The organism is Nostoc commune NIES-4072, assembly GCF_003113895.1.
Lineage (GTDB): Bacteria > Cyanobacteriota > Cyanobacteriia > Cyanobacteriales > Nostocaceae > Nostoc > Nostoc commune.
Genome location: NZ_BDUD01000001.1, coordinates 2,036,208 through 2,058,372, shown reverse-complemented (window position 1 = coordinate 2,058,372; position 22,165 = coordinate 2,036,208). Strand labels below are relative to the sequence as shown.

Annotated in this window: 21 protein-coding genes and 4 pseudogenes; 14 read left to right on the top strand and 11 right to left on the bottom strand. The window is 41.1% G+C overall.

What is annotated here, in order from left to right; translation table 11 throughout:
- Positions 1–135: 135 nt before the first annotated feature.
- Positions 136–1,518 (top strand): carotenoid oxygenase family protein, encoded by a 1,383-nt coding sequence (locus CDC33_RS09265; RefSeq protein WP_109008232.1) that lies wholly within the window; start codon positions 136–138, stop codon positions 1,516–1,518.
- A gap of 237 nt (positions 1,519–1,755) precedes the next feature.
- On the opposite strand, the gene CDC33_RS09260 is transcribed toward CDC33_RS09265, so the two are convergent.
- From CDC33_RS09260 to CDC33_RS38505, 4 genes and pseudogenes are all read right to left on the bottom strand, one after another.
- Positions 1,756–2,463, bottom strand: coding sequence for a CAP domain-containing protein (locus CDC33_RS09260; RefSeq protein ID WP_109008231.1), 708 nt, complete (start codon positions 2,461–2,463; stop codon positions 1,756–1,758).
- A gap of 338 nt (positions 2,464–2,801) precedes the next feature.
- A pseudogene (locus tag CDC33_RS40280) lies at positions 2,802–2,891 on the bottom strand (CAP domain-containing protein); the annotation flags it as partial.
- 138 nt (positions 2,892–3,029) lie between these two features.
- Complete coding sequence (locus tag CDC33_RS09250) at positions 3,030–4,157, bottom strand: acyltransferase family protein (RefSeq protein WP_109008230.1); 1,128 nt, start codon at positions 4,155–4,157, stop codon at positions 3,030–3,032.
- Between the two features lie 27 nt (positions 4,158–4,184).
- The gene (locus tag CDC33_RS38505; protein ID WP_219930008.1) at positions 4,185–4,376 is read right to left on the bottom strand and encodes a hypothetical protein; all 192 of its coding nucleotides are present in this window, start codon (positions 4,374–4,376) and stop codon (positions 4,185–4,187) included.
- Positions 4,377–4,498: 122 nt separating this feature from the next.
- Here CDC33_RS38505 and CDC33_RS09240 point away from each other — a divergent pair, with 122 nt between their 5' ends.
- Positions 4,499–4,954, top strand: coding sequence for a peroxiredoxin (locus CDC33_RS09240; RefSeq protein WP_109008229.1), 456 nt, complete (start codon positions 4,499–4,501; stop codon positions 4,952–4,954).
- A 98-nt stretch (positions 4,955–5,052) separates the two neighbouring features.
- On the opposite strand, the gene hpf is transcribed toward CDC33_RS09240, so the two are convergent.
- Positions 5,053–5,697 carry a ribosome hibernation-promoting factor, HPF/YfiA family gene (hpf, locus tag CDC33_RS09235; protein ID WP_109008228.1) on the bottom strand — a complete coding sequence of 215 codons (645 nt, stop codon included), beginning with the start codon at positions 5,695–5,697 and terminating at the stop codon, positions 5,053–5,055.
- A gap of 600 nt (positions 5,698–6,297) precedes the next feature.
- On the opposite strand from hpf, the gene lipB reads away from it, so the two are divergent.
- Together lipB and CDC33_RS09225 are read left to right on the top strand one after the other, a co-directional pair.
- Positions 6,298–6,969, top strand: coding sequence for a lipoyl(octanoyl) transferase LipB (gene lipB, locus CDC33_RS09230; RefSeq protein ID WP_181374211.1), 672 nt, complete (start codon positions 6,298–6,300; stop codon positions 6,967–6,969).
- A gap of 204 nt (positions 6,970–7,173) precedes the next feature.
- Positions 7,174–7,374, top strand: a complete 201-nt coding sequence (locus CDC33_RS09225; RefSeq protein WP_109008227.1) for a hypothetical protein — start codon at positions 7,174–7,176, stop codon at positions 7,372–7,374.
- 32 nt (positions 7,375–7,406) lie between these two features.
- On the opposite strand, the gene CDC33_RS09220 is transcribed toward CDC33_RS09225, so the two are convergent.
- Complete coding sequence (locus CDC33_RS09220) at positions 7,407–8,168, bottom strand: amino acid ABC transporter ATP-binding protein (protein ID WP_109008226.1); 762 nt, start codon at positions 8,166–8,168, stop codon at positions 7,407–7,409.
- Between the two features lie 96 nt (positions 8,169–8,264).
- On the opposite strand from CDC33_RS09220, the gene CDC33_RS09215 reads away from it, so the two are divergent.
- Positions 8,265–9,773 (top strand): ABC transporter permease subunit, encoded by a 1,509-nt coding sequence (locus CDC33_RS09215; RefSeq protein ID WP_109008225.1) that lies wholly within the window; start codon positions 8,265–8,267, stop codon positions 9,771–9,773.
- 281 nt (positions 9,774–10,054) lie between these two features.
- Positions 10,055–10,666: a hypothetical protein gene (locus tag CDC33_RS09210; RefSeq protein ID WP_109012507.1), complete on the top strand. Its 612-nt coding sequence runs from the start codon at positions 10,055–10,057 to the stop codon at positions 10,664–10,666.
- A gap of 92 nt (positions 10,667–10,758) precedes the next feature.
- Here the strand turns inward: CDC33_RS09210 and CDC33_RS09205 are convergent, their stop codons facing one another.
- On the bottom strand, positions 10,759–11,127 hold the full coding sequence (locus CDC33_RS09205; RefSeq protein ID WP_109008224.1) for a Dethiobiotin synthetase: 369 nt from the start codon (positions 11,125–11,127) through the stop codon (positions 10,759–10,761).
- A gap of 307 nt (positions 11,128–11,434) precedes the next feature.
- Here CDC33_RS09205 and CDC33_RS09200 point away from each other — a divergent pair, with 307 nt between their 5' ends.
- Positions 11,435–11,671: a hypothetical protein gene (locus CDC33_RS09200; protein ID WP_109008223.1), complete on the top strand. Its 237-nt coding sequence runs from the start codon at positions 11,435–11,437 to the stop codon at positions 11,669–11,671.
- A gap of 234 nt (positions 11,672–11,905) precedes the next feature.
- On the opposite strand, the gene CDC33_RS09195 is transcribed toward CDC33_RS09200, so the two are convergent.
- Positions 11,906–12,424: a GNAT family N-acetyltransferase gene (locus tag CDC33_RS09195; protein ID WP_109008222.1), complete on the bottom strand. Its 519-nt coding sequence runs from the start codon at positions 12,422–12,424 to the stop codon at positions 11,906–11,908.
- A 569-nt stretch (positions 12,425–12,993) separates the two neighbouring features.
- Between CDC33_RS09195 and psaC the strand changes: the two genes are divergently transcribed.
- The 5 genes and pseudogenes from psaC to CDC33_RS09170 all read left to right on the top strand — a co-directional run bounded on the left by psaC (position 12,994) and on the right by CDC33_RS09170 (position 17,745).
- Positions 12,994–13,239 carry a photosystem I iron-sulfur center protein PsaC gene (gene psaC / locus CDC33_RS09190; protein ID WP_012411495.1) on the top strand — a complete coding sequence of 82 codons (246 nt, stop codon included), beginning with the start codon at positions 12,994–12,996 and terminating at the stop codon, positions 13,237–13,239.
- Positions 13,240–13,623: 384 nt separating this feature from the next.
- Positions 13,624–15,513: a glutamine--fructose-6-phosphate transaminase (isomerizing) gene (gene glmS / locus CDC33_RS09185; protein ID WP_109008221.1), complete on the top strand. Its 1,890-nt coding sequence runs from the start codon at positions 13,624–13,626 to the stop codon at positions 15,511–15,513.
- Positions 15,514–16,019: 506 nt separating this feature from the next.
- Positions 16,020–16,292 carry a TnsA endonuclease N-terminal domain-containing protein gene (locus CDC33_RS09180; RefSeq protein WP_244919184.1) on the top strand — a complete coding sequence of 91 codons (273 nt, stop codon included), beginning with the start codon at positions 16,020–16,022 and terminating at the stop codon, positions 16,290–16,292.
- Positions 16,293–16,388: 96 nt separating this feature from the next.
- Positions 16,389–16,556, top strand: a pseudogene (locus CDC33_RS09175) (IS4 family transposase); the annotation flags it as partial.
- A 132-nt stretch (positions 16,557–16,688) separates the two neighbouring features.
- Positions 16,689–17,745: pseudogene (locus CDC33_RS09170) on the top strand (IS701 family transposase).
- Positions 17,746–17,766: 21 nt separating this feature from the next.
- Here the strand turns inward: CDC33_RS09170 and CDC33_RS09165 are convergent.
- The 3 genes and pseudogenes from CDC33_RS09165 to CDC33_RS09155 form a co-directional block, all read right to left on the bottom strand.
- Positions 17,767–17,919 (bottom strand): annotated as a pseudogene (locus tag CDC33_RS09165) (transposase domain-containing protein); the annotation flags it as partial.
- Between the two features lie 263 nt (positions 17,920–18,182).
- The gene (locus tag CDC33_RS09160) at positions 18,183–18,485 is read right to left on the bottom strand and encodes a hypothetical protein (RefSeq protein WP_109008220.1); all 303 of its coding nucleotides are present in this window, start codon (positions 18,483–18,485) and stop codon (positions 18,183–18,185) included.
- A 498-nt stretch (positions 18,486–18,983) separates the two neighbouring features.
- Positions 18,984–19,247 carry a helix-turn-helix domain-containing protein gene (locus CDC33_RS09155; protein WP_244919183.1) on the bottom strand — a complete coding sequence of 88 codons (264 nt, stop codon included), beginning with the start codon at positions 19,245–19,247 and terminating at the stop codon, positions 18,984–18,986.
- 706 nt (positions 19,248–19,953) lie between these two features.
- On the opposite strand from CDC33_RS09155, the gene CDC33_RS09145 reads away from it, so the two are divergent.
- On the top strand, positions 19,954–21,306 hold the full coding sequence (locus tag CDC33_RS09145; protein ID WP_219930007.1) for a GNAT family N-acetyltransferase: 1,353 nt from the start codon (positions 19,954–19,956) through the stop codon (positions 21,304–21,306).
- Positions 21,303–22,136: a hypothetical protein gene (locus CDC33_RS09140; protein WP_109008216.1), complete on the top strand. Its 834-nt coding sequence runs from the start codon at positions 21,303–21,305 to the stop codon at positions 22,134–22,136. The genes CDC33_RS09145 and CDC33_RS09140 overlap by 4 nt, the downstream gene beginning before the upstream one ends.
- Positions 22,137–22,165 lie beyond the last annotated feature (29 nt).

The window sequence follows — 22,165 nt, the reverse complement described above, 5'->3', positions numbered from 1 at the left end:
GTAAGTCCTATAGATATGTCCACAGGCTCAAAATTATCCTATAGGGCGTTTTCACAGAACCTTTGCGCTAGCATCTCAAAAAGAGGAAGCCGTTGGCTCTAGCTCGTTTTTCTGTAACTCTGATAAATCAAGGCAATGGTAACAACAGCAATCAATCCTTATCTTGATCGCAATTTTGCTCCAATCCGTGAAGAAATCACCACCGACAAGTTGCCAGTTATTGGTGAATTACCCTTTGACTTATCAGGGATGTTTGTTCGAAATGGCCCTAACCCTCAATGGAAACCCATCGGTGAATATCATTGGTTTGATGGGGATGGGATGTTGCATGGTGTGCAAATTAGCAACGGCGTAGCTACTTATCGCAACCGTTACGTCCAGACAGTCGGATGGAAAAAAGAACGAATTGCAGGTAAGGCTCTCTGGAGTGGATTTTTAGAACCACCACAAATGGATAGCCCCTACGCTGGCTACAAAAATACTGCCAATACTGCCTTGGTGTGGCACGCTGGCCAGATGTTGGCGCTGAATGAGGGAGGTAAACCTTACGCTATCAAGCTTCCTGAATTAGATACTATTGGCGAGTATAACTACAATGGCAAGCTGGTTTCAGCCTTCACAGCCCATCCCAAGGTAGATGCAGTGACGGGCGAAATGATGTTCTTTGGCTACTCTGTGTTTGCGCCACCGTACCTGCAATATAGTGTGGTTTCAGCACAAGGCGAATTGTTGTGGACAGTGCCAATTGACCTGCCAATGGGGGTGATGATGCATGATTTCGCCATTACTGAAAACTACACCATTTTTATGGATTTGCCGTTGACTATTAACCCAGAAAGAGCGCAACGGGGAGAACCTGTAATGATGTTTGAGCGCGATCGCTCTAGTCGCTTCGGCATTTTACCACGTCACGGTAACAACAGTAATATCCGATGGTTTGAGAGTCCCGCTTGCTATGTCTTCCACACCCTCAACGCTTACGAAGACGGAGATGAAGTAGTGCTTATTGCCTGTCGCATGAATTCTACTACTGTGTTGATTTCTAGCGATTCGCAACCCGACCCAGAAGGAAATATCCCGCGCTTATATCGCTGGCGATTTAACCTCAACACGGGGACAGTGCGTGAGGAGACGTTGGACGATGTAGCTTCAGAATTTCCCGGCGTCAACGAAAACCTGTTGGGAAGACAAACCCGATATGGTTACACTAACAAAATGGCGAATAATCCCCTACCTTTATTTGAAGGTATTATTAAGTACGACTTCAGCAATGGACAATCCCAAACCCACGAATTTGGACAGGGGCGCTATAGCGGTGAAGCTGTGTTTGCACCGCGTCCTGGTGCAACGGCTGAGGATGATGGTTGGCTGATGACTTTCGTCCACGATGAGGGTTCAGATACTTCAGAATTAGTAGTGGTGAATGCCCAAGATGTGACTGCTGAACCTGTAGCGCGGGTGATAATTCCTCAACGAGTGCCTTATGGATTTCATGGTGCTTGGGTTGCAGGGGAATAGTCGATCATTTCGCTTTTACAGTCAGCAATGGTTATAAAAAGACCTTTCCCTCTCCGACTCGGAGAGGGACAGATTGCAACACATCCTTGGGTAAAGACGCGATGAATCGAGACGCGATGAATCGAGACGCGATGAATCGAGACGCGATGAATCGAGACGCGATGAATCGAGACGCGATGAATCGCGTCTCTACAAATGGTCTATTTGTCGCATTCTTTTTTGCAATTGGTATCACGTTTATGTTTTTTCCCTATACCCTCCTGCGTAATCAATTACACAAATTGTTCTATATAATTTGTGAGTTCCATAAGCAACACCAGATACTTTAAAAGCGCCGTTAAAAATGTTTGTTCGATGACCGCGATCGCGCACACCATCATCAATAATTAACTGCATGACGATATCTTGGGCGGTGTTTGGGCCATAACTAATATTTTCGCCTGCGGTTGTTTGCCATCTACCATAGCGGTTGATGCGAGTAAAGGGGTTGCTACCATCGCTACCATTATGACCTGTAGCACCTTTTGGGCCTTGGTCTTTAACATGGTCTTTTGCTCCTAAAGACATACCTTTAGATGCACTCAACGCCCCTACAGGACGTGCTGATTTCAAAAATGCGATCGCTTCATCAACTGCTTTGACTCCTTCTTGAGTTCGCAAATAGGTATTATTAGAAATTTTGACTCGGTTCCCCTCAAAGCGCTTTCTATAGTTTTCCAAAATCGGGAGATATGATTTAGGATTTGTTCGTACCTTATTTGTTTCAACAATTACCTGTTGTTCCAGTGGTGAAAGATAACTTGCTTTTGCTAATAAAGTTGGAGTGCTAGGTTTAACTACTGCTGGGTTAGAGTTTGCCACAGATGGGTTAGATTGCAACAGTTGATTTGAGCAACCGAATATCAGGGCTACTGGCAAAAGTACCCAAAATTTAATGCGATGCATTCATTACCTCACAATTTTTTCTATGAATTAATTTAGTGAATTAGAAGAAATAATAATTTTCAACACACACAGAAGTTTGGAGACGCTTCTTTATTCAGAATTGTCAGACATCAGAACTTGGATCATTCCCCTAACAAGAAGGGAAATGAGTTGATCAAGAGTATAGATAACGCTGCGAACGTCTTTGTTCCTTGAGTGTTAAAAAAGGGTTACTTAATACCTGTTGTAACCTATCTAACACTGAAACGTAAAGTACAAAAAAAATTTAATTTATTATGCCTGCTTTTAAGTACAATAATTCAAAATCTTCAGTATTTGTCGTCACTGCCCAACGGCGATTATTTATCCCTATACCCATCAGCGTAATTAATTACACAAATTGTTCTATATAATTTGTGAGTTCCATAAGCAACACCAGACACTTTAAAATTTTCTGTGGATTAATAGTTTGAGTGAATTAAACAAAATAAATCTGCAAACGCTTCTGTGGCATTTTGTAACCTCGATAATACTAAAATGTAAATAACAACAAAATTTTTTTCATTTTCTGATGCCTGCTTGCAAATTTACACTTTCAAAAACCAGCGTTGGCGATACATCAGTACACCAACAGCCCACCACAACAACACGGTGACTAGGGCAAATAATAGGGAACCATTTAAAACTCCTGCCCAAGATGCGAAAAAATTCTGGTAAATCCAATTGTAGGTACTGGGAGCATCTTTGCCTGTGCCGATAGTGGTTTTCACTAAGATTTTAATCAATAAAACGGATGGAACGAAAAGTGCGATCGCATTTAAGCCCATAATTTCAAAAGGTTTACTCCAGCGACGATTCGCCCTGACTTCGATGAGTTCATAACAAGCGGCTAGCAAAAGTAACGCCCAACCGCTAGTAAAGATTACATAAGAACTTGTCCACAGCTTTTTGTTGATGGGGAATATCCACCCCCATGCCCAACCGATAATTAAACAACCAACTCCAAATAATGCTAACCCGATACTTGTGCGTGACTGTACAGATTGACTGCGTATCCATTGACCAGTAAAGTAGCCAGCGAGGACGCTTACTATCGCAGGAATAGTACTGAACATTCCTTCTGGATCTCCCATATAGTTGAAACTATCACCTTTATATAGATGTGCTTTGGGAATAATCAAACGGTCAACATAAGCGCCAAAATTACCTTCTCGTGTCAGCACTCCTGCGCCATATTCTGGTACTGGTGCGTACATCATTATTAGCCAGTAGCCGATAAGTAGCACAGATGCCAGTATCCATTGACCTTTGCGCGGAAGGTTGAGAACTATTAAGGAAGCCAGCAGATAGGTAATGCTGATGCGTTGCAACACTCCCATAATGCGGATACTACTCAAGTCAAAAGTCCAAATACCTTGATTCCAAAAGCCATTTAGTAGCAATCCCAAGCCAAAGAGAATGGCGGAGCGGCGTAAGATGCGCCAGTAAACAGCTGAGGTTGGTTTCTTATCTTCGGTGTACTTTGATAGCGAGAAAGTCATTGCTACACCGACAATAAACAGAAAGAAAGGGAATACCAAGTCAGTTGGTGTGCAACCGTGCCAATCAGCGTGTGCTAAGGGAGGATATACATCATCTGCGACCCCCGCCATATTGACGAGAATCATCGCAGCGATGGTAATGCCGCGAAAAACATCCAGTGAAATCAGGCGCATAAGCGGAATTTTCTGTTAGATGAGTATCTAAGTACAGCATTTCATTAATTCGTAGCAAATTAAATTTGACAATGCCAATGCATCGGCTAACAATGCCAACGCATCGACTAACAATGCCAACGCATCGGCTAACAATGCCAACGCATCGGCTAACAATGCCAATGTATCGACTAACAATGCCAACGCATCGACTAACAATGCCAACGCGTCCCTTTGCATTAAAAACGCTACGATTTTACGCAAAGCTGTAATAAGCTACCCCGCTTGATGCAAGTAATCAAGCAAAATTTATAAACTTAGATACAAGGTAAAATTTTGTTAAATAATCACCACAACTTGTTATGCCAATAAAAGTTGGAGATACTGCTCCTAATTTCACTTTACCTGCTCAAAACGGCTCAACAATTAGCCTCCAAGATTTTCGCGGCAAAAATGTTGTCCTATATTTTTACCCCAAAGATGACACACCCGGATGCACGGCTGAATCTTGCGCCTTCCGAGATCAGTATGAAGTCTTTAAAAGCGCTGGCGCTGAAGTTATCGGCGTCAGTGCTGACTCTATCGAATCTCACCAACGATTTGCTACGAAATACAATCTACCTTTTACGCTGTTAACTGACAAAGGCGACCAAGTACGGAAGCTATATGGCGCAACAGCAGCCTTTGGCTTATTCCCTGGTCGCGTTACTTACGTTATTAACCAACAAGGAGTTGTGCAATACGTCTTTGATTCAATGTTTAACTTTAAAGGTCACGTTGAGGAAGCACTGAAAACTTTGCAACAGATTGCAAAATAGGGAAATGGGCATTGGGCATTGGGCATTGGGCATTGGGCATTGGTTCTTTCTCCCTCATCTCCCCATTCCCTATGCCCTATGCCCCATGCCCCATTCCCTTATTTAGAATGCAACTTTTCCTGCATCACAATATTGGCGTGGGTTGCTTTACCGTTCTTGCCGTTAGTATGGCCGTTAGCATTACGGGGATGGATCACGCCATAACCGCCGTGGTTGCGTTCGTAAATTACATTAATCTCTCCAGTTTCAGAATTGCGGAACATATAAAAGTCATGCCCTACGAGTTGTAGTTGTTCTAGGGCTTCTGCAAGAGTCATCGGCGGCATGGAAAAATATTTGGTGCGAACGACTTCGTTGGGTAATTCGGGGGTGCGATCGCCAATTAAATCTGTAACTACCGATTCTACAACAACAACTTCTTCTGGTTGAGACTGAGTTTTATGGTCTTGACGCCGTTCTTTGTATTTCCGCAGTTGACGGGCAATTTTATCTGCAACTAAGTCAATGCTGGCATAGAGGTTTTCGCTGCTTTCCTCGGCACGGATAATGCTACCATTAGCGTAAATAGTTACTTCAGCCGCTTGTCTTGTATTAATTCGAGGATTACGGGCTACGCTAAGATGCACATCTACTTCATTTGTAATGCTCTGGAAGTGACTAACTGCTTTTTCAATCTTTTGATGTACATATTCCCGAATCGCATCGGTGATTTCAATATTTTTGCCGTGGATGACAAGCTTCATGTAAACTCTCCCACTGAATATTTAATGTGTGAATTTGCTTTGTATGAAAAGAAATTGCGGTAAGGTTCATTACTCCCGCCAAAACAAATTGTGAACTTTTTCTATGTACTGCTGGTAAGCTGTGTCTAAGCTTATTGCACCTGGGTTATCGCTCATTATACCCTTGATTTTCCTCTTCATCTCTGCGCTGATATCCAATTGGATATCCACCTAGAATTCTTTGGTGAGGAAAATTTAGCATTGTTAAAACAACGCTTACAGAACTGTTGATAGTTGCTCCTTCTGTGTTCGGTTGAACTTTGCTTTCTATTGTTCAATAATACAAGTCTTTGTGGCAATTTGATTCTATTTGAAATGCAAACTAATGTTATGAGAGTCATCAGCCGGTACATTCGTCTTTATCGTCTCGGCATGATGCTTATTGCAGAGAATTCCTCCTAAAAACCTATTATTGAGGTTGTATATTCAAGCTAGCACTTTGTATTTTCTAATGCATGTTCCCTTGACTTTCCTTTAAAATCCTTTGCAAATCTTGACATTCTTTGACTCTAATCCTGTAAGTTGAAATATATTTCGCCCTTAATGCTGTTGATTTTTGGCATAATCCATAGTATGGAACCACACAAAAACCGTTGTTTGCTGTATAACCAAGGATTAATGCCTTACTTAGAAGCTCATGGATGGCAGCGATCGCTCTTGACTGAGCGTATCCATAATCCTAGCCTAGACGACGTGTTAATTTTGCTAGAACATCCACCCGTCTACACTTTGGGACAAGGAAGCAACTTAGATTTTCTCAAATTTGACATTGACAAAGGTCAATATGATGTGCATCGAATTGAACGGGGCGGCGAGGTTACTTACCATTGTCCCGGTCAATTGGTGGGGTATCCAATTTTAAATCTGCAACGTTATCGTAAAGACCTCCATTGGTATTTACGCGAACTCGAAGAAGTCATAATTCGCATGTTGACAGTTTATGGGTTGCAAGGAGAAAGAATTCCGGCTTTTACTGGCGTTTGGTTACAAGGGCGAAAAGTTGCGGCTATTGGTATTAAAGTCAGTCGTTGGATTACCATGCACGGCTTTGCATTAAATGTTTGTCCAGATATGACAGGCTTTGAGCGCATTGTACCCTGCGGTATTTCTGATAAACCTGTAGGCAGTTTAGCCGAATGGATTCCAGGTATCACCTGCGAAGAAGTGCGTTTTTATATAGCACAGTCCTTTGCTGAAGTCTTTGGTGTGGAATTAGTCGAGTCGCAGCCTTGAGGATTTTTCGGGTCTGAGTAAATTAAGCTTGTAATTATGTAACAAATACTATAGCATTCCTACTTAAATTGTGAGACACTGATGAGGGTAGCCCATATTTAATAGGATAAAAATCACTATTTAATTAAGGTTGTCAAAGCTAAAATCTGATTATTTACAAATTTCTATACTAAATTTTTACGGCTGTCAACCACAACTTTTCGCGTGAATTACTCAAATAATCTCCAGGTATATCCCCCATCTTTAACGTCTTTGAGAGAACGTGATTGGACAGCTTTGATAGAACTATTTGATAGAGATGACGTTGATGAAATTGAAGCCGACATCCACAGTAGTTTGTTTTGGCTGATACCTGAACCTTGTTGGGAAGATGATCCCTTTGATTTCTTGCGTGAGTATCTTTGAATAGTGGGGAGTGGGGAGTTTAAAGAAAGTCTTTAATTACGAATTATTTGAAGGCGACTGAGGAAAAGACGTAGGCGATCGCTTTGCGGATTGGTCAGCAGTTCATAGGCTGGGCCTTGTTCTGTCACAATACCGTTGTCTAAAAATATCACCTGATTGGCTACTTCTTTTGCAAATTGCATTTCATGGGTGACAATTACCATTGTCATTCCTTCAGATGCCAATTGTTGCATCACTTGCAAAACTTCGCCTACGAGTTCAGGATCTAAGGCGCTGGTGGGTTCGTCAAATAACATGATTTGGGGATTCATACATAAACTACGAGCGATCGCTACTCGTTGCTTTTGTCCACCAGAAAGTTGTTCGGGATAAGCAGAGGCTTTTTCAGATAAGCCAACTTTTTCGAGATATAACCTCGCTAGTTGGGCGCTTTCTTTCGGTGTTTTACCCAAGACTTTCTGAGGGGCCAGCGTCATATTTTCTAAGACGCTGAGATGGGGAAACAGGTTGAACTGTTGAAACACCATACCTACTTGTGTTCGTAGTTGCCGCACTTGGCTATAGTTGAGAGTAGGCCTAGATAAGTTAATTCCGTTGATTATTAAACGCCCTTTGTCAATGGTTTCTAGGCGGTTAAAGCAGCGCAGTAGGGTACTTTTACCACAGCCGGAGGAACCAATAACTGCAACGACTTCTCCCCGATTGATTTCGCCTGTGATTCCTTTGAGAACTTTGAGGGAACCAAAGTTTTTTTCGATATTGTCAAAAATAATGGCAGGGATGGTATTGTTCATTACTTGTGTCAAACTACTCTACAGTTGATTGTAAGGTTTTAAGGTAGATGCACGGCTACCGCAGAGGCGTAGAGAGCGCGGAGGGCGAGAAATAATATGGTTAAATTTGGTTTTGTGCGCTGGTGTGTGGTTGTAGGTTTTAGCTGTTTGTTACTAGCTGGCTGTGCTGTGAACTCTAGCGCGGGAAAAACTCTGCAAATTGCTACTGATCCGACGTTTCCACCTTTTGAGTTTCAAAAAGAAAGTGGTGAGTTACAAGGTTTTTCTGTTGAGGTGATGAATGCGATCGCGGTTGCTGCTAACTTTAAATTCAATTTTAAAAGTCTGCCTTTTGATGGCATTATCTCAGCTTTAGGAGCCAAAACGGTAGATGCAGCGATTAGTTCGATCACGATTACAGAGGAGAGGGCGAAGACTATTTCTTTTTCCCGTCCTTATTTTAAATCTGGGTTAGCGATCGCAATTCGTGCAGACAATCAAGATATTACTGGTTTTGACAGTCTCAAAAATAAAAAAATTGCTGTACAAATTGGTACAACTGGGGCTGGAAAGGCTAAAAGTATTCCTGGGGCGCAAATTCGCAGCTTTGATTCTGCGCCCATAGCCTTGCAAGAATTGCTCAATGGTAATGTGGATGCAGTAATTAATGATGCACCTATGACTGTATATGCTATTAATACAGGCAATCTTCAGGGAATTAAAATAGTACAAAAATTGCTGACGGAGGAGTTTTATGGAATTGCTACACCGAAAAACTCGCCGAATTTGGCATTGATAAATGATGGTTTGGATAGGGTGCTGAAAAATGGCACTTATTCCCAAATTTACCAGAAATGGTTTAAAGTTGAACCGCCATCATTACCAGCTAAATCACTATTTGAGGAGCAAAATAATACTAATTCGCCTAAAATATTTACCTCATTTGGCGTGATTTTGCAAGCTTTTCCAACTTTATTACAAGGTGCGTTGGTAACGTTGCAATTGACGATACTTTCTGTAGTGTTTGGTTTAATTGGTGGTTCCCTGATTGGTATTGTCCGCCTTTCTCATATTGCACCTGTGCGTTGGGTGGCGAGGGCGTATGTAGATTTTTTCCGGGGAACACCTTTATTAGTGCAAATTTTTATGATTTACTTTGGATTACCTGCAATTTTGCAAGAACTTGGTTTGACATTTAGTTTTGATCGCTTAACTGCTGGGGTAATTGCTTTAAGTTTGAATAGTGCCGCCTACATTGCCGAAGTTGTTCGTGCGGGGATTCAATCAATTGAACCAGGACAAGCAGAAGCGGCACAGTCATTAGGTTTGAGTCCTGTACAAACAATGAGTTATATAATTTTTCCCCAGGCTTTCCGACGGATGATTCCACCTTTAGGTAATGAATTTATTAGTTTGTTGAAAGATACAAGTTTAGTTGCAGTGATTGGTTTTGAAGAATTGTTTCGCAAAGGACAGTTAATTGTTGCCAATAACTATCGCGCTTTTGAAATTTATGCGGCTGTGGCATTGGTTTATTTATGTTTGACTTTACTTTCTTCCCAAGCATTTAGTCGTTTAGAAGTGTGGATGAATCCAGTAAAACGGCAGAGAAAGTACAATGCTTAATAATCTTTGAGTGATGTTATGATTTATCTATTTTACATAGTCGATTTAATATAAATATGCACTTAATGATTTATAGACAAAAAACTCTGCGTAACTCTGCGCCAACCTTTGCGTACCTTTGCGTTAAAAAATCATAATTATATACAGCTTCACAAACAAACAGTATTAAGTCTCTTTAATGTATTAAGTTGGGTTGACGCTTGAAAGAATCTTGCTGAAAAACGGGAAGACTATGGTTACTCTCTAACGGGGAAATTTCCATGAAAACCCTCAACAGCAAAATGCTCAAAAAATCTCTGCTTAACTGTTTGATTTTGCCTTTTTCTCTAGTGCCCTGGCTGTGTGTGGGAACGCTTTTTGATTCTCAAGCCAATGCTTTACCAGGGCAAAGTACAGAGGAAGTAGGCACTTGGATTAAAGCACATCCCACACTCCGTCCCAGGAGTGGGGAGCAATTATTTGTGCAAAAGACTGATACAGCTGCTCAACGATTCACTTTTCAAGCATCGGTATTGCCTCCCGGTAGGGTAGAGTTTTCCAAAGACCGTAGCACAATTCGGAGTGAGCGCATTGCCATGTATGATGCCATTAACGGCATGACATTTACGCGTCTCCAGGAATCTTTGCGGGTGATTTATGGCTTAGAGATTTATCAAGATTACGATCGCGCCCAAGTGGTGTACGAGTATCCCAACGAAAAGGTAGTTAACTCGGCGCGTCTTGCCAAAACTCCAATTCGGGAAGCTTTAAAGGGAGAATTACGAGTAGGCGATCGCTATGTATACTGGGTGGAAATTGCCCAACCTAAGACTGGCAAAGCTTTTACTGGTCAAATGACGATTTTGCTCAAAACTGATCTAGACAAGTTAGAAAGGGAACTCCAAATTAGGTAATGGGCATTGGGAATAGGGCATTGGGCATTGGGTATTGCTTATTCCCCTTATCTCACTCATCCCTTCTTATTAAAAATGACTGAATTGGTATTCTACAACTTCCCCAACCCTATAGGAGCAAGAGTTTGCCATGTACCCGAAAAGATACTTTCAGATGCTAAGGAAATTCGTAGTAAATCTTCCTTTAGTAGTGGCGGCCAATCAACCCCGGCTTTACGCCCTGCGGCAAACAGCTGTTGCGCCTTAATGCTTAACTGGAAAAGGGTCAAAGCCAGTTCTCGGTCTAGGCTCTTTGCATCTTTGAGGGCTTCAAACACCACTTTCAACGCCAACAAAATCGAGGTGATCTGACCGGGTACCGGTGGTTTTCCCTGTTTCATACGCGTCAACAGCGCATCTGGGTTTTCCTCGGTTGTGCTTGTCTGATCTATGAGGAGTTTCCGAGCTGTTTCGTAATTCATGTAGCCAGTTTAGCGTACATTCTGCTTCAGCAGTAATACCTATAGGACTTACGCACACTCTACGAATTCTCGGCGCTCTTGGCGTCTTGGCGGTTCGAGAAATTAAGCTTTTTAGCAATTTTTGCGTAAGTCCTAACCTAATTAAAAAGTCATCAAACTGGCTTTTGGTTATTTATAGCAATCTCTTGTGATTTGTGAAAAGATAAACTTGGAGAAAATGATGGGGGATGTGCGATGCTCTAGCTTAAGCAGATACACTGAATATAATATCTTGGAAAAATACGTACCGCTTAGAATCAGAAACAAAATGATATCACCAAATTTACTAGAAATTGAGCGCTCCGTCCGTGCTTTGTCTGTGGAAGAACAACTTTGGCTGCTAGAAAGTATCGCTCGACAAATCCGAGAAAGTGAGTATACAAAAGATAAATTGCCTGATGCCAAACATTCAGAAGAACAACTGGAAGTGATAGTTAATGAAGCAAAGATCCCAGTACAAATTGCTTCTATAACTGATGAATTTGCAATTTCAGAAATTCTCTAAGGTAGAAAAGTAAAAATTATGAGTTTGTCAGATTTAAAAAGTTAAATATACAGTTTTTATGGATTCTCTCGTTTCTCTCGTTCCTAGTCTCTAACTGGGAATGCTTGATGGGAGGGCTGCCGCTTCAAGACTTGCGGCAGAAGCCAGAAGCTGGAAATGAGGTTTTAAAGGAATTTTAGTTGAAGTTAACACCAATAAACATTGCTGTGTTCCATGCAATTGAGAACCGCTATATTAGCATTTTCGGTATTGTACTTCGTGTTTAAATTCATCTTGGTTGGACTCAACATTTTGAGAAACAGTCGAGCGTACAAATCCCAAATTATGTAATAAAGCAATAGAACGATGATTTTGGAGATCAACGTAAGCACAAAAATCCAGATTTTGGTATGTCTCAACTAAATAATTAATCATACACGTCACCGCTTCGCGTGCATAACCTTTTCCCCATGAATTAGGAAAAAACACATACGCAATGATTGCACTCTTGTTTACAGTAATTGTTGCTTGAACATATCCAACGTAGCATTTCTCTACAAAACACCAGACAGCCCAATTCAACCAAATCTCTGTTCCATCTGGTGATTGACGACGCGCCAACACCATGTAGCGATCGCGAAGCGATACAACGCTTTGTGGCGGCACATCTTCGATAAAGTCGTATATCCTAGCACTTTGTAGTCCATCAAAAAGCAGTTCGGCATGATCCGGTTCTAGTGGTTCTAAACAAAGTCGTTGAGAGTAGATTTTCATTTTGATCTAACCCTGCACTAAGAAGCCACACCAAACATCTTTGACTAACTCATCTTCAATATGAACCTGTGGAACCAAAAGCTATATGTCAAGGATGTCAAATTTTTGACTTGAAAAAACTCCATAGATATAGTAATTTTCACAACTGATTTAGGATTGCCATAGTTGCTAATCAATAAATACCATACATAATTTCTATATCTAGTACACCACAACGGAAATAGAGTAACCACTTAAAATCCCTAGAGAGCTTATTCCATAATACTTTTGACTTTTTATTTTTGGCTTTTAACTTCCGCCTTGTGGTACTAGCCTTTTAGATGGACTTTTATTTCATCTATCTTTACGATTCAACCTCATTATGGTAAGTCAGGGTAAATACGCTTTTATGATGTTGCTAATTAATAAGTAATAGGGACGATCTCGCAAAACCACTTATCAAGGGTGCTCATTACATTGTTTGAAGTTATGTAGCCTTTTGATTACAGCCTATCAACCACTGCGGTAAACTATGCGTTGATTATGATTCTTTCGCAGAGAAGAACACCTCGAAAGGAGCGGTTTTTTCAATGTCTCATACCGTAAAAATCTACGATACCTGCATTGGTTGCACCCAATGCGTCCGCGCTTGCCCTACTGATGTACTAGAGATGGTTCCTTGGGATGGCTGTAAAGCTGCTCAAATTGCCTCTTCACCCCGTACAGAAGACTGCGTGGGCTGTAAGCGCTGCGAAACCGCTTGTCCCACCGACTTTTTGAGCATCCGGGTTTACCTGGGCGCTGAAACAACTCGCAGTATGGGTCTGGCTTACTAAAAAGCTCAGTGCTAAGTCACCGAACTTCTGATCGCAATGCAGGTCTACTGCCCAACCGTTCTTCTAGAAAGGTTGAAGCGCAAGCCTTTGCTTTGCTCAGAGTTCCCCCTGAGTTCTGAGTCTTGAGTCCAGAGGCAAAAGAAGTAAATCAAAAAAGCAATTTCTTGATTCTTCACTCAGCACGGGCCACGCCCTGCTACGCTAACGGAACTCAGAACTCAGAACTCAGTGTTCAAAACTTTAAAAGTTTCTTAATAGCAAGCATCTTTAAAAATACCTAGTGGCAGAGGGAGTAATTTACTCCCTTTTTTATTTGCAAAAAGGCTACTTTGTGCTACCAACTATACTGGATCTAATCATCCTGAAAAAGAAGTGGTGTGAACAATGTGCGGAATCGTTGGATATATAGGCACTCAAGCGGCGACAGACATTTTATTAGCTGGACTGGAAAAACTAGAGTATAGGGGTTACGATTCTGCTGGAATCGCTACTGTTTGGGAAGGTGAGGTTAATTGTGTGCGGGCAAAGGGCAAACTGCATAACCTGCGTTCTAAACTGGAACAAATAGAAACTCCTGCCCAAATTGGTATTGGTCACACTCGCTGGGCAACTCATGGTAAACCAGAAGAGTACAATGCCCATCCTCACATGGATACGGCAAAGCGAGTGGCGGTGGTGCAAAATGGTATTATCGAAAATTACCGCGAGTTACGCGAGGAACTCAAAGGAAAAGGACACCAGTTTCTTTCTGAAACCGATACAGAAGTAATTCCCCATCTTATAGCCGAATTTTTAAAGAATCTTCCCCCTTCATCTGCCTCATCTTCCTTATCCCCTTTTCTAGAGGGAATTCGCCAAGCAGTTAACCGCTTGCACGGGGCATTTGCGATCGCAGTTGTTTCTGCTGACTATCCTGATGAATTGATTGTTGTTCGCCAGCAAGCGCCTTTGGTAATTGGTTTTGGGCAAGGGGAGTTCTTTTGTGCGTCTGACACGCCTGCGATCGTTGCCTACACTCGTGCAATGCTACCTTTGGAAAATGGCGAAATTGCCCGCCTTACTCCTTTGGGCGTTGAGATTTACAATTTTGCTGGCGACAGGTTGAAAAAACAACCCCGACTGCTCAACTTCAATCCTGCAATGGTAGAAAAGCAGGGATTCAAACACTTCATGCTCAAAGAAATCCATGAGCAACCAGGGGTAGTAAGAGCTAGTTTAGACGCTTACTTTAATCGAGCCGAATCAACCGAATCGCCAATCAATCTTGGTTTACCTGCGGATTTATACAACGATTTAGAACAAATTCAGATCCTCGCCTGTGGTACGAGTTGGCACGCAGCATTAATTGGAAAATATTTACTCGAACAACTAGCAGGAATTTCAACTCAGGTACATTATGCTTCTGAGTATCGTTATGCACCATCACCATTGACATCTAACACGTTGATCATCGGTGTTACCCAATCAGGTGAAACCGCCGATACCCTAGCAGCTTTGGCGATGGAAAAAGAACGTCGCCAGGGGAAAGAACCCAAATATGAAGCGCGACTATTGGGCATTACGAATCGCCCCGAAAGTAGCCTTGGTCATCTAGTACCGCATGTTATCAGTACCCTAGCGGGAATTGAAATTGGAGTAGCCGCGACAAAAACTTTTACTGCCCAACTAATGGCATTTTATGCATTGGCATTGGATTTAGCAGCTCGTCGTCAAACAGTTTCAAAAGATATTTTAGAGAAAATTATTAATGGGTTACGGCAAATTCCTAAAGAAATTGAAGCAACTTTAGAAAGTCAGGAACGTTTAACCGAACAGCTAGCCCACGAATTCGCCGAAACTCAAGATTTTATTTTTGTGGGAAGGGGAATTAACTTTCCCATTGCTTTGGAAGGGGCATTGAAATTAAAAGAAATCAGCTATATTCACGCCGAAGGGTATCCGGCTGGAGAAATGAAACATGGCCCGATCGCACTTTTAGATGCGAAAGTACCAGTAGTTGCGATCGCAATCCCTGGTAGTGTTTACGAAAAAGTTATTTCTAATGCTCAAGAAGCCAAAGCTAGAGATTCTCGGTTAATTGGCGTGACTCCCGTCAACGATGGCGAAGCTGCGGAAATCTTTAACGATCTTCTTCCCGTCTCTCATGTAGAAGAATTACTTTCTCCAATTCTGACAGTAGTTCCTTTGCAATTATTGGCTTATCATATTGCCGCTCGTCGCGGTTTAGATGTCGATCAACCTCGTAACCTTGCTAAAAGTGTCACTGTAGAATAGTATAATTTTATACTTCTACAACTTTTGTGGAGGAATAATTCGGTTAAACAATTAATAATTCGGCTAAACAATTAATAATTCGGTTGAACAATAACCCTTTAGAGAGTACGCTTGTATTAAGAAGATATGCGATCGCTCTCAGGGGTTATTTTTATGGTTAGAGGCAGAGGAGAATGGACACAAGCCAAATTTGAGCGCTATAGAAAAGAAGGTCGTGGGCGGGGGACCCGGATTTCTCACAAAGGTTTAAACGAGTAGCCCAAAACGCTTATGCCACTTAGACTTGAGATAAAATACGCCGTTCACATATTGTTGTGATTCGTGCAGTGTCTAAAACGCTCAAAATCTAAGCCTGATAAAGGTTTGGTAATAGCGATCGCACCGCTTGTGAGAAATGCGGGGGGAGTGGTAAAGACTATAAGCCCTGGATTACAATCCAAGATTTTCCCTCGAAAGGTCGCTCGTCTAGGACTCCTGGCTGGAAAAGCAACCGAGTACATCATTTCTTGTCAGACCAAGAAAAACGATTATTTTATTTATTTGAGTGGTCAGATGTCGTCACAGATACAAGAGAGCAATTCCCTCTAGACGACCTTGACCTAGCGATGAGTATCGCTACGGAGATGGGTATAAAGTATCCTGTAGACCTACAAAGTGGTACTCCTTATGTCTTAACAACTGATTTCATGCTTACAGTAAATCAGAATGGAAAGCAGGTTCAGATTGCCCGAACAGTTAAGCAATCAACAGAGCTAGAGAAAAAGCACTATCACTGCTAAAGGCATTAAACTCAGAGGCAAGGATATGTACTATAGCTGTGATCAAGCAGAAAAGGAACAATGGTTTGAAAAAGCTAGAAGCAATATGCTCTCTAAATCAGAGAACGAGTGCGGGCATTGAAATTATTACGCTCTGTAGAATCAGGGATGTTGTTGATGTGGGATAGGGGATTGCACTCATATGCAATGGTACAGGCAACAGCGTCCAAGGGGTGTGATTATTTAGGAAGAATACCCGCCAATGTAAAATTCCTTGCAGAACAAGCCAGAACTTACGCATTGACAAAAAAGACAATAAATGCAGTATGTGAAATCGGAAAAGAATAGGCGATCGCTAGTCAGCAGGGGGGCTGGAAAGACGGATAATTTATACTGTCTCTATTGAGGATATGGGCAATCAGAGCGACAACCAAGCCATCGACCGCCAAGTGTGATCTGAACACTTATACTCTGTTTCTATTGGCAGCAATCTTTGTATCCAGGCTGCACACGTTTGGCAGATATCATGGAAGATTTGTCACATGATAGCGTCAACAGATTTTTGCTGCGTGAGCGATATGAACCAAAGGATTTATTTGATGAAGTTAAGCCATATATCAACTTAGTAGGTGGCATATTAAGTGGAGATGATACAGTAATTGATAAGCCTCATAGTGACCCAAAATTAACAGAATTAATTGGTTATATCTATTCAGGAAGGCATCATCGTACAGTCAAAGGCATTCAGCTAATTACCTTGTATTACACGGACTTATCAGGTAAATCTGTACCTGTAAATTATCGAATATATGACAAACAGGATGGTCAAACTAAAAATGATTATTTGCGAGATATGATTGCTGAGGTTTTGGTTTGGGGTTTAGAGCCGAAAGCAGTGACTACTGATGCTTGGTATTCCAGTAATAAAAACCTGAAGTTCTTTAGAGACAAGGGATTAGAGTTTTTAACTGGTATAGCCAAAAATCGTTTATGTTCAGTTGATGGTAAAAATTTTACCCAAGTCCAAAATCTAGAAATTCCAGATAACGGTTTAATAGTTCATCTGAAAAAGTTTGGACAAGTGAAAATATTTCGGCGAATTTTCAAAAACGAAATCCCCAGATATTATGTCATGTATGTGTCTGACAAAGATGCACTATTTTGAATTTCTCTCGTCGAGTTTAAGGAGTTACATTCGATTCATTGGGGAATTGAATGTTACCATCGAGCCATCAAGCAAGTGTGTGGAGTTGAGCTATTCATGGTGAGGACATCTGAGGCAATTAGAACTCACTTTTTTAGTGCTATCCGCGCTTTCACCCAACTAGAATTAATGCGAACTGAAGAGTTAATTGAAAACTGGTACGAAGTCCAGAGAAATTTATCTCTTCAAGTAGCTCGTGACTTCATCCTAGAACAGCTAGCACAGAAATCTTGCTTAAATTCACATCATGATATTTCTGTCAATGCGTAAGTCCTGATCCCATCTCCACCGGTTTTTAAGCACATCTCGCATCGAGTCTCTAGACCAAAAACTCATTGCTATTACCAGACATACTACTAATTGTGCTGGTAGCGCTCGCTTGCGTTCTTCTTCAGTTTTAGTATTAGCGATCGCCTGTTCGATGACAGAAGCTGGGATCGCCATCTCAATTGCTTTAAGCAAGTCACCGCTTTGTATCTCAGGAGACACCAACGAGAAATCCTTAAGATGCACCACACTCAATTTTCATTCATGGGAACAATCCCTAGTGTACATAAATTTGAGGCTTAACTGAACCGTATTGCTTTATAAGCAACGGAATTAAATTAATAACACTTTCTTGATGATAGTTCTGTCTATCAAAAGCTCCAAACAAGAAAGAGACGTGAATTTAACACGTCTCTAAGTGATGAGAAAAATATTGAGTTCTAAGCTACATCCGCGACCAGTAAGCCGTTGACAGCAATAATCAAAAGCAGCGCTGAATCAGAAGTGTCACAGCAATGTCTTTTATCGCTATTACAGGGTTGCGCTATCCATTTGCCTTCAAGATTCTGGTAAAAAGTTCCCAGAAGTTGGGGACCGTTCCAAACTCGACAAAGTTCTCCCAAATCATCTGGCACTGAGTCAATTTCAATTTCTGGCGCTACTGCGTCAGCTAAGTGGTCAACATATTCCTCAAACTCTGCTTGAGCCGAGGCTTGGTTGTCAAACTCATCTTGTACAATCATCTGATTCAGAAGGCAGAAGTACGAAGTCAGAAGGAACCCACGTTTAAAAACGTGGGATAGCAAGCTTGGACGCTTTGTATCTCGCGCTACGCGTCTCGATACAATTCTTTGTTTAAACTGGGCTTTATACCCTGCAAATGAAAGTTTTTATTAATACTTCTTTCCTTCTGACTTGAAAATACTCCTTCGATGAGTATCTATATAGATCCGTCTCACATCACATTTTCATTCATGGTGATGAAATTTTTTCATTGGGACTGCCTTCTGACTTGAAAATACTCCTTCGATGAGTATCTATATAGATCCGTCTCACATCACATTTTCATTCATGGTGATGAAATTTTTTCATTGGGACTGCCCTCTGCCTTTCTTTGTAACCTCATTGATGGGGTTTAACAAAAGGCGATCGCAATCTTTGGACGGAGAGCGATCGCCTTTTTGCTTTTATCAATATATTAGTTACTTTAGTAGCTAAAAATCAAGAAAATGTCTAAAACTTTAATTAGTTACTTCAAGAGTGCTAAGGAAGTCGCTTAGAGAAATATCCAATGCTGCACAAATAGCCTCTAATACTTTAATAGAAACACTTTCAGACTCACCGTACTCTAGTTTTTTGATGTTCTGATGGGAGCATTCTCCTCCTGTGGCTGCAATTTCATCAGCTAGTTTCTGCCGCGATTTTTTACCGCGCAATCGCTTTAGAAGCTGACCCCTCTCGTTATTCCAAGCAACGAATACAACATCTGCAACATAAATATACATTTTAGTTTCTTTTTTACCCTTCTCACTCATATAATAGCTACAGCAGTAAACAAGCATTAGAATTTTGGGCTACTACAGTTTACAAACAATGAGGAGATTAAGATGAAAGCGATCGCATCAGGATAGATTTAATTTCTGGAGTCCCTTACTTTCATCCTTGGCAATAATTTTGATATTAGAAAGCCTTCTTGGAATAACTCGCCTACATCAGCGAGATTTTAAGAGTTCTAGTCCGATTATTAGGCTTAAGGATAACTCAACTGTGAGAACCAGCGAAAATCCAGTTGGAGTTGATTATGTTTTTGTAGATGCTTTCAATACCAAACACTTGCGAGTAGCCTTTCTGATACGACAATTGGCTCGTAGTTTAGGTGAGATATGATTTGAACAAAAGTCCTGGGTACTTGGTTGAAATTACTCAAAGTATATTGTAATATTGCAATCCATTGGATTTAAAAAAATCTAAGTATAAGTAGGGTGCGTTACGTCGGAGTCCGTAATGCACCAAAGCTTTCGGACAGTGCGTAACGCAACGCTTTCGGATAGTGCGTATATTTCAAAAATCAAACATGAGCCTTATAGTAAAACAGGCTAATTTGGCAAATTGGTTATGTAAAAATGTTAAGTTATAAAAGCTTTATTGATATATGGAGTTAAAAAAGGTTCTTGGGTGGAGTACGTGCAGATTAAATCCTTAGAAACTACAGTGACATTTGCAACAGAAAAAGACTTACCTTTTGTCAAGGCTCTCGCAGATGCCCATCGCCATGAGATAGGTTTTGTTAATAGAGCTACTTTGGCTGAGGCAATAGCTCATAAGGAAATTTTATGTACGTCTCATGGCTTCTTGCATTTTCATCACAGGCGTGACAAGATATCCACTTTATACCATCTTTCTGTTTCCCCATCTCACCGCCGACAAGGGGTAGGTCTTAAACTAATTAGAGCATGGGAAGAATATAGCAGAACATCCGGTATAAAAACTTTACGCCTCAAATGTCCATTAGATTTGGAAGCTAATGGCTTTTATTACCGAATGGGCTTTAGTCGAGTCAATATTGAACCAGGAATAAAACGCAGTTTAGTTGTGTGGCACAAAAAATTAGTGTCTGCAACACCATTAAGTTCTCAATTTGTTGCATCTTTTAGTGCTGGCGGTTCTCAATTGCAGCGCCTTTTTGAACTATGGAAATCAGGCGGTGATTTGGAACGTAATCCCTTTGCTTACGTTATTTATTCACCTATTGCTTGCCCACCATCTACTACCAAATTTTTGCAGCAACAAAAAGATGTAGAAAACATTAAAAGTGTCTGGTTAGATTGTGGTGCTTATCAAGTGCAGCAAGGTAAACGAACTTATGATGAACTTCTTGCCTTTTTAGATAAATTTTATAAAGAAAACCAGTGGGCAGATGGGTATGTGTTGCCTGATATTGTACCTTTAAGCACAGATGATAATGAGATTGTAGAGTACAAAGTCCGTGACACTCTCTACCATTGTGAGGCATTCTATAGCAAAATGCCTAATTATATACAAGAGCGTGCGATCGCTCCCGTACAGGGACGCACTATCAAGCAAATCAATCGTTGTATCGAAACCTATGCGAGGCTTGGCATTCGCAGAATTGGCTTTGGTTCTTGGGGAACATCAGGCCCTAACGGGAGTGTCAATATGATCTCTCAGGAGAGCTTGGCATTATTTAAAAAAGTCTGTGATATTGCTAGAGAACATGGAATGCTCGTTCACTGTTTTGGGATTGGCGGGCCAAACAGCTATAATCGCCTCCGCAGACATAACTTAATCCCCGATACTCTCGATAGCACAACTTGGTGGAAAGCTGGAGGCTTTGGCAGTATCTTTTTCCCCAATAAATCTCAAATTCAAATTACAGTGAGGCGTAGTTTTGAAACCACTAAAGCGGGTATAGAAAAGCTCAAATTAGATACCGACCACTCTTGCTATTTTTGTGAAAGTATTGAGCAATTAAGAACCAGCCGGACTCATCGAATTATGCACAACCTAGTCGCTTGGTTGGATACATTGGAGCGTGATTTATGAACAAAAAATTGACTCTCCATCTACAGCAGAACACCACATTGGAAAGAGCTGCGATTATTCTGGAAAATTTTTCTATTCAAAAAACTGATATTTATCAGTTAGCTGCTCTGTGTCAACTTGGAGCTACTGTTTTACAAAAAAATGTTTTTCCCTTTCTGCGTAACCTTTCTATTATCGACAAAAAGAATCCATCTGGTTTAACTCCACTAGGGAAAATAGCGGCTGATATTCAACAATCAAACCCATCCCTACTGGGCGATTTTTTACACTTGGTAATTTATCAGCTACATCTTTTCGACGCTGATAAAAGGTTCTCATGGGCTTATGCAACTGTTGTACAACAACTGTGGTTACGAAAAGAAGTTCTTTTATCACCTGCTGAAAGAAAGTCCATAGTGGGAGAAGTGATTGAAAAAGCTACTGTGAACTTTGAACTCCCTGCCAGTGAAATAGCATTCAGTGAAAGCAGTATTACTGGTGTCTTGAACTGGTTACATTCTCTATCACCCTGTGTAATTAAATCAGAAGGAAAATCAGAATACTTCAGCCGTCGCTACTTCTGCGCTGCTCCTATTTTTCTAATGGTGGTAGACACCATTTACAAACAACGCCAACGAACCTATGGAACTAAGATTTTCTTACGCGAAGACATTAAAGACGCTATCTGTCAAATGCTTTTGCTAGATTCGAGTGGGTTAGACGGCACTCTAGATAATGCAAAATGCACGTATGATTATGACCAAGGAGGGTTCTTTGACTATGGGTATGAAGGGGGTTATGGACAGTGGATTATGTTAACTAAATCCCCAGAGTGGACTCAATTAATTTAAAAATTTATATTATCTTCAAACCTCTACAT

Bases quoted from the DNA above. Each gene is read 5' to 3' on its own strand.
- CDC33_RS09250 (WP_109008230.1), bottom strand. From the start codon at position 4,157: ATGCGCCTGATTTCACTGGATGTTTTTCGCGGCATTACCATCGCTGCG.
- CDC33_RS09160 (WP_109008220.1), bottom strand. From the start codon at position 18,485: ATGATTGTACAAGATGAGTTTGACAACCAAGCCTCGGCTCAAGCAGAG.
- glmS (WP_109008221.1), top strand. From the start codon at position 13,624: ATGTGCGGAATCGTTGGATATATAGGCACTCAAGCGGCGACAGACATT.
- CDC33_RS09260 (WP_109008231.1), bottom strand. From the start codon at position 2,463: ATGCATCGCATTAAATTTTGGGTACTTTTGCCAGTAGCCCTGATATTC.
- CDC33_RS09140 (WP_109008216.1), top strand. From the start codon at position 21,303: ATGAACAAAAAATTGACTCTCCATCTACAGCAGAACACCACATTGGAA.
- CDC33_RS09155 (WP_244919183.1), bottom strand. From the start codon at position 19,247: ATGTATATTTATGTTGCAGATGTTGTATTCGTTGCTTGGAATAACGAG.
- CDC33_RS09205 (WP_109008224.1), bottom strand. From the start codon at position 11,127: ATGAATTACGAAACAGCTCGGAAACTCCTCATAGATCAGACAAGCACA.
- CDC33_RS09220 (WP_109008226.1), bottom strand. From the start codon at position 8,168: ATGAACAATACCATCCCTGCCATTATTTTTGACAATATCGAAAAAAAC.
- psaC (WP_012411495.1), top strand. From the start codon at position 12,994: ATGTCTCATACCGTAAAAATCTACGATACCTGCATTGGTTGCACCCAA.
- CDC33_RS09240 (WP_109008229.1), top strand. From the start codon at position 4,499: ATGCCAATAAAAGTTGGAGATACTGCTCCTAATTTCACTTTACCTGCT.
- CDC33_RS09215 (WP_109008225.1), top strand. From the start codon at position 8,265: ATGGTTAAATTTGGTTTTGTGCGCTGGTGTGTGGTTGTAGGTTTTAGC.
- CDC33_RS09210 (WP_109012507.1), top strand. From the start codon at position 10,055: ATGCTCAAAAAATCTCTGCTTAACTGTTTGATTTTGCCTTTTTCTCTA.
- CDC33_RS09265 (WP_109008232.1), top strand. From the start codon at position 136: ATGGTAACAACAGCAATCAATCCTTATCTTGATCGCAATTTTGCTCCA.
- CDC33_RS09200 (WP_109008223.1), top strand. From the start codon at position 11,435: ATGATATCACCAAATTTACTAGAAATTGAGCGCTCCGTCCGTGCTTTG.
- CDC33_RS09195 (WP_109008222.1), bottom strand. From the start codon at position 12,424: ATGAAAATCTACTCTCAACGACTTTGTTTAGAACCACTAGAACCGGAT.
- hpf (WP_109008228.1), bottom strand. From the start codon at position 5,697: ATGAAGCTTGTCATCCACGGCAAAAATATTGAAATCACCGATGCGATT.
- CDC33_RS38505 (WP_219930008.1), bottom strand. From the start codon at position 4,376: ATGCAAAGGGACGCGTTGGCATTGTTAGTCGATGCGTTGGCATTGTTA.